The organism is Micromonospora sp. NPDC048830, assembly GCF_043198215.1.
Lineage (GTDB): Bacteria > Actinomycetota > Actinomycetes > Mycobacteriales > Micromonosporaceae > Micromonospora.
The window spans coordinates 1-6,094 of sequence record NZ_JBICUP010000097.1 but is presented as its reverse complement, the minus strand read 5'-3'; the positions used below and the strand labels follow the sequence as shown (position 1 = coordinate 6,094).

General features: G+C 69.9%; 7 protein-coding genes and 1 pseudogene. 7 read left to right on the top strand and 1 reads right to left on the bottom strand.

The features are described from left to right. Positions 1 to 528 precede the first annotated feature (528 nt). The gene (locus ACGFIZ_RS33855; protein WP_393427333.1) at positions 529 to 1,512 is read right to left on the bottom strand and encodes an LLM class flavin-dependent oxidoreductase; all 984 of its coding nucleotides are present in this window, start codon (positions 1,510 to 1,512) and stop codon (positions 529 to 531) included. A 272-nt stretch (positions 1,513 to 1,784) separates the two neighbouring features. Here ACGFIZ_RS33855 and ACGFIZ_RS33850 point away from each other — a divergent pair, with 272 nt between their 5' ends. The 7 genes and pseudogenes from ACGFIZ_RS33850 to tnpA all read left to right on the top strand — a co-directional run. After that, a complete protein-coding gene (locus tag ACGFIZ_RS33850; protein WP_393427330.1) occupies positions 1,785 to 2,402 on the top strand; it encodes a hypothetical protein in 618 nt (205 codons plus the stop codon). A gap of 63 nt (positions 2,403 to 2,465) precedes the next feature. After that, on the top strand, positions 2,466 to 3,017 hold the full coding sequence (locus ACGFIZ_RS33845) for a hypothetical protein (protein ID WP_393427327.1): 552 nt from the start codon (positions 2,466 to 2,468) through the stop codon (positions 3,015 to 3,017). Positions 3,018 to 3,182: 165 nt separating this feature from the next. After that, positions 3,183 to 4,127, top strand: coding sequence for a hypothetical protein (locus tag ACGFIZ_RS33840; RefSeq protein ID WP_393427324.1), 945 nt, complete (start codon positions 3,183 to 3,185; stop codon positions 4,125 to 4,127). 99 nt (positions 4,128 to 4,226) lie between these two features. After that, a complete protein-coding gene (locus ACGFIZ_RS33835; protein WP_393427321.1) occupies positions 4,227 to 4,964 on the top strand; it encodes a hypothetical protein in 738 nt (245 codons plus the stop codon). 134 nt (positions 4,965 to 5,098) lie between these two features. Beyond that, the gene (locus ACGFIZ_RS33830; RefSeq protein ID WP_393427318.1) at positions 5,099 to 5,443 is read left to right on the top strand and encodes an ArsR/SmtB family transcription factor; all 345 of its coding nucleotides are present in this window, start codon (positions 5,099 to 5,101) and stop codon (positions 5,441 to 5,443) included. Continuing rightward, positions 5,443 to 5,808 (top strand): annotated as a pseudogene (locus ACGFIZ_RS33825) (hypothetical protein); the annotation flags it as partial. The gene ACGFIZ_RS33830 and the pseudogene ACGFIZ_RS33825, both read left to right, overlap by 1 nt. Positions 5,809 to 5,903: 95 nt before the next feature. Next, a partial coding sequence (gene tnpA, locus ACGFIZ_RS33820; protein WP_393427315.1) for an IS200/IS605 family transposase occupies positions 5,904 to 6,094 on the top strand: 191 nt, incomplete at its 3' end.

The following is a 6,094-nucleotide window of genomic DNA, read 5'->3' as shown; positions in this document are numbered from 1 at the left end:
AGCCCGGCACCTGTGGGCTGCGAAGCGTCAACCACCCGGCGTGCCGCATGAGCGCCGCCAGGAATCTGCCCTCTTCAGGGGGCAGAGGAAGTCAAACGCTGGCTGTCTCGGGGCGCCGCTGGATGGCCCTGGTGGCCAGGGGCGAGGTGCCCGATTCTCCGGTACGGAAGGGTTGGCGTCGCACGCTGGCCACGGTGCGCGACTGGGGGCGGAAGTCGCTTGGTGGGTGATGGCCGCGCTGATCGTGTTCAACCGGGTGGCGCATCCGGGCGACGCGCAGGTCTGGCAGCTCGTCGCCGTGACCGCTGTCGGACCGCTCCTGTGCCGGCGTCCGTGAGGGGATTGTTCCGGCTGCTGCGCTGGTGGTGGCGAAGGAGACACAGGGACCACGCGCGGGATGCGAGGCCTGCTGAGGAGCCGCTGATGCCCGATGTCCAGGCTTCGTGACCAACCGGGTGACGACCGAGGCCCGATGCCGGACGCCCACGGACGATGGGGAGCGCCCCGGCAGCTCGGCCCCTGTTCCCGTCAGGAGCGGGTGTCGGTCAGCATGCCGACCATTGCCGCCGCGCGGTCGAGTTGCGTCCGAAGGTCGCCGACCGCGGAGAGCACGACGCTGTCCGCACCCGCGTCGTGCAGTTCGCGAATCCGGCGGACGCAGTCGGCCGGAGTACCGACCACGGCGAGTTCGTCGACCCACGAATCCGGTACGGCGGCGGCGCGTTCGGCCTCGGGCAGCGCGGCGATCTGAGCGAGCTGTCCGGCCAGGCCCAACGGGTCGAGATGGGCCGACCAGGCCGGGTGGGTGATCGCGGCGGCCAGCACCGGACGCACCGCGTCGCGGGCTGTCGCCGCGTCCTCGTCGAGATGGCACAGCGCGTAGGCGGTGATCGGGTGCGGGCGCCGGTCGCCGCCCTGTCCGCGTTCGATCGAGGCGCGAGCCGCCGCGAGGTAGGCCGGCGTGACAGGCTCGGCCAGCAGCGTTCCGTCGGCGTAGCGGCCCGCCACCTCGAGCGATTTGGGACCGCGTACCCCGGCGATTACCGGCGGCGGCTGTCGGGGCGGGAACTCCAGGGCCACCTGGTCCAGCCGCACGTAGCGGCCCCGCACCGTGACCTCCTCGCCGGTGAGGAGCCGGCGGACCGCGTCCAGGTGCTCGCCGAGCGCGCTCAGCGGCGAGGCCGGCGCCGCGCCGATCTGGCGCATCCAGTCCCGCATACCGTGCCCCAGTCCACAGCTGAGCCGGCCCGGGTGCATCTCGGCCAGCGTGGCAACCTCCATCGCGGTGAACGCCGCGTTACGCGCGACCGCCGGCAGAATCCCGATGCCGACCGTGATGTGTTCGGTCGCGGCCAACGCCGTCGCCGAGGCGGCGATCCCACCGGCGAAGAAGCAGTCCTCGACCACCCACACCTCGTCGAACCCGGCCCGCTCGACCGACTTCGCGAACACGGCGATCTCCGGTGCCGGCAGCCGGCACGGGATCTGAAAACCGATCTTGGGACGAATCACTGGTACTCCTGACGATCACTCGACTCGGTCGGACAGTATTCCCGGTGCGGCGGGCCGCCGCAGCGATGTGTCCCTGGTCGGCGGCAGATTCGATGCCGTGCGGGCAATCGTCGCGCCAGGCAGGACGTCGAGCGGCGGAGCGCTCGATCCTCGGGTGTCCTTCGGCGATGGAGGACTGTGCTCAGCCTGGTAGGTTTCCGACAGCCGGCGGGAAAACCGGTCCGGACGTCCTCATAATGTTGCGCGACCTGATCATCAACGCGGGAGCGGACATGAAGCGCGTGGACATGTGGATCCGGGCCGTTGGCGGCGCGGCCGTACTCGCGCTCGCATTGGGCGGGGCGGCCGGATGTGGCGGATCCGCGACGACCGGGAAGCCGGCGACGGAGCAACCGGCCTCCACCGGGACGGACGCGGTCCCCGGGGCCACTGCGGCCACCACCGCGCCGGCAGCCACCACGGCCGGGCCGTCGGCTGACGCCTCACCGGTACTGGCCGACGGCCGGAGCCCGGTCTACCTCACCGGCCTGGACACCACTGGGAACACCGTCACGTTCGACCTGATCGAGTTCCTGACCGGCGACGCGGCCAAGGCGGAGTGGAAGAAGGAGCACCCGGAGAACCCCGACGGCCCGGACAACGACTACGTGATCGTCAACAGGAACAAGAGGTTGCGGACGCTGCCGGTCGCTGCGGACGCGCAGTGCGTGGTGCTGTCGACGCTGGGCGGCACGGACACGAAGACGATCAGCTTCGCCGCCCTCCCGGCATTCCTCGAGCAACAGAACAAGGAAACGGCGCTCACCCCGCCGGCCATCGCGGTGCTGCCGTTCTGGCTGACCGTGCGGCACGGGACCGTCGTCAGGTTCGAGGAGCAGTTCCTGCCCTGATGCACGCTACTTCCGTGCTGCCCCGCCGGGGAGGACGGCCGGTTGCGGGGTTACCCTGCGGCCGTGGCGGTCGGTGAGGACGGAGAACGGTTGGCGGCGTCGCTGGCTGATCGGCTCGACGCAGTCGGCTTCACGAATTTGACCACGGACCAGGTCACGGCCCGGCTGATCGACGAGGTGGCCGACTGGGCGGGAAAGCGGGGTTGGCGGGTCTACCGGCGGGCGGCCAGCGTGCTGCCGCTGCCGCCGCCGATGTCCGCGCAGCAGTCGGTGCTCGACGTGGCCTGTGCCCGTCCGGACGGGCCGCCGGTCGTCGTCGAGATCGACCACGGTACGCGTCGCCGCACCTGGGAGAAGCTGCTCGCCGAGGCCGATGCGGGACGGGTCGCACTCTGGGTGCGCTGGGGTGCCGCCCGGTTCACCGCGCCGCCTCCGCCCATCCGGATGGTGACCTGCGAGGTGAGCCGACGACCGGACCCGACCGGCCAGGGCCGGGTGCACAGTCGCCTGCCGAGAGTCAACAGGCTGCCGCCGGCACACTCCACCGTGCGGGCGGTCGCCGCCGTCGAGCTGCCACTGCTGCCGCCGCCGGAGTTGCCCGGCGGCGGGGCCTGAGCCTGAAACAGGCGTCCGCCGGCTACCTGGCTGCAATTACTTAGACCATCATCTATGGTTAGTGGCTGTCGGTCGGTGCCGGTGGCGGCCAGCATGGTCGGTGGACGTGCCGCAGCGGCAACCGGTCCGGCTCCTGGTTGGTTGGGCGAGCATCGAGGAGATTGCATGATCAGGCGTCTACTCACCGTCGTGTCCGCGGCTGCCCTGGTGGTGGGCCTCGCCGCCGCTCCGGCGCAGGCCGTGGTGGTCGGGGCGACAGGCTGCAACCCGAACGTGTCGACGGTTCTCGGTAGCTGGGACCTCGACGGCGACAGTGCGCTGGAAACCGTCTACGACCGGCACACCGGCACGTTCGCCGAGATCGGCTTCGTCTACCTGCTCGACAGCGGCGTCTGCTACGGGTACGAGATTCCCGGCGCGTCGAGCTACGACTGGGTGCTGTTCAGCCCGCCGTCGGACCTGAACGGCATCGCCGGCGCCGAACTCGCCGTCTCCTGGAAGACCACGCCGGGTACCGTCCTGAACCAACGCAAGACCTGGATCGTCAACCACCGCACCCGGACGATGTCCGAGGTCGCCTCCGGTGGGAACCTCTCCTGGGACTGGCAGTACGACCTCGACAGCCTGGCCGGCAACGACCTGCTGTTCACGTACCAGACGCTCTATCAGAGCCAGCCGGACTACGGCCTCGTCAAGGTCTACAGCACCCAGACCGGCCAACTGACCAGTTACTCGTTGCAGACCCAGATCGTCGACCCCCGCTTCGACCAGCGCGCGTTCGGTGACACCAACGGCCTGGCGGGTACGGAAGCGGTCTTCATCCAGTACCCGTACATCAGCAACAGCTACTACAACGGCGGCTTCGTCAAGATCCTCGACGCCCGGTCCCGGGTCGTCCGCAGCTACTCGACCCTGCCCCAGGCGTCGTACTGGACGTCACTGTGGAGCCTTTCGTCGTACCGGTACGAGGTGAGCCAGAAGAACGGCACCGGCGGTGCCGAGGTGACGGTGTACTACCAGTTCTACAACAACTCCACCGGCCGCAGTGACTACCTGCGCTGGGTGGTCGACGACACCCAGCAGCGAGCGACCCTGTACTACTCGTGGTGACCAGGATCCTGGCGCGCTCGGGCAGTGCACACCCACGCGCCGGTCGGCGATAACCTGTCTCGCTGCCACGTGACGGGGGCGGCGTGGGAGGAGTTGACCATGACCATGTCGATGAGGCGTACGGCTTTGGCGCTGGCCGCGGTGGCCGCGCTGCTGGCGGGCTGCGGCGGGAACGCCGGCGACGGGGCGGACGTGGCCGCCTGGGCGACGCCGGCCGACAACGGCATCGCCGCGCTCGCGCCGGAGCAGATTCTGGAGAGGTCGCTCGCGGCGACGAAGGCGGCGAAGTCGTTCCACATCAAGGGCTCCGCGGAGGACGACGGCACGCCGATCCGTGTGGATCTCAAGATCAGCGGCGGGGACATGCACGGGACGGTGACGATGCAGGGCGCCACGGTGGAGGTGCTCCTGGTGGACGACGAACGGTTCATCCGCCCGGACAAGAAGTTCTGGGCGCTGTCCGCCGGCGCGGAGGCGGCAGCCACGATCACCGAGCTGATGGATGGCCGCTGGGCCGTCGTTCCGGAGGATGACCAGGACCTCCGTGGGCTGTTCGCCCTGGCCGTCGTCGACAAGATGTTCGAGCCGGAGGGAACGGTGACCAAGAGCGAGGCCACCGAGGTCGCCGGCACCCCGGCGGTCGGCGTGGTGGACGAAGGCGGCGACGGCGGCACGCTGTGGGTGGCGAGGTTCGGCGAGCCGTACCCGGTGCGTATCGACGCCCCTGCCGGCGAGGAGGGGGAGATGACCTTCACCGAGTTCGGTGCGGCCTTCGCCGAGATCAAGAAGCCGGCCGCTGTCGACGTGGTGGACCTGGACAAGCTGGCCGGACGGTGAACGGGACGGCGGGCGGGTGATCATCTGTGACGCCCGCCATGCCGGCCCCGCGTGTCCCGCAGGCCGAGGAGTTTCTCCGCGCGGTGGTGGCCGAGACGGCGGGTTGGTACACGATGGGCTGAATACACTGGCTGATGTACAGTGCCGGTGTGGAGACGTCGACGTACGGGCAGGTGCTGGCTCGGTTCGGTCATGCCCTGTCCGATCCGATCCGCGCCCGGCTGCTGCTGGCCCTGCGGGAGAGCCCGGGCTATCCGGCCGAGCTGGCGGAGTTGGTGGGCACGACGCGACAGAACCTGTCGAACCACCTGGCCTGCCTGCGGGGGTGCGGCCTTGTGGTGGCGGTGCCCGAGGGGCGGCGCAGCCGCTACGAGCTGGCCGACGCCCGCCTGGCTCACGCGCTGGGTGACCTGCTGGGTCTGGTCCTCGCCGTCGACCCCGCCGCCTGCGCGGACGCGGACGAGAAGCGCTGCTGCTGATGGCCGCCCCGTCCCTCCACGCCCAGCAGGGCGCCCCCGCGGCGCGGCGTGCCGTGCTCGTTCGACGGGTACGGCTGCTGGTGGCGGCGACGATCACCTACAACGTCGTCGAGGCGATGGTGGCGATCACTGCCGGTGCGGCGGCGTCGTCCACCGCGTTGATCGGCTTCGGACTCGACTCCGTCATCGAGGTGTCCTCGGCGGTGGCGGTGGCGTGGCAGTTCGCCGGACGTGACCCGCAGGCGCGGGAGAGGGTGGCACTGCGCGTCATCGCGGTGTCGTTCTTCGCGCAGCGACGGGCCGGGCGCGAGCTGGGTTCCCGGTCGGCGGTGGCCGACTCCAGGCAGACCCTGCTCTGCACCTACCGATTTGAGGCGAGAGGGCTGCCGTCTTCAGGCGGCAGGTGAATCGCTGCCCTGATGCTGCTCCGTTAGTTACGTGCCATGCGTATACTAGGTTCGTGGCCGAATATCAGACGAACCGTGGGGCGGCGTACAGCCTCGGATACCACGTGGTGTGGTGCCCGAAGTACCGCCGCCCCGTGCTCGTCGGCCCGGTCGCCGAACGTCTGCGGGACCTGATCGGACAGAAGTGTGACGAGCATGGCTGGTCGATCGTGGCGCTGGAAGTCATGCCCGACCACGTGCTGTG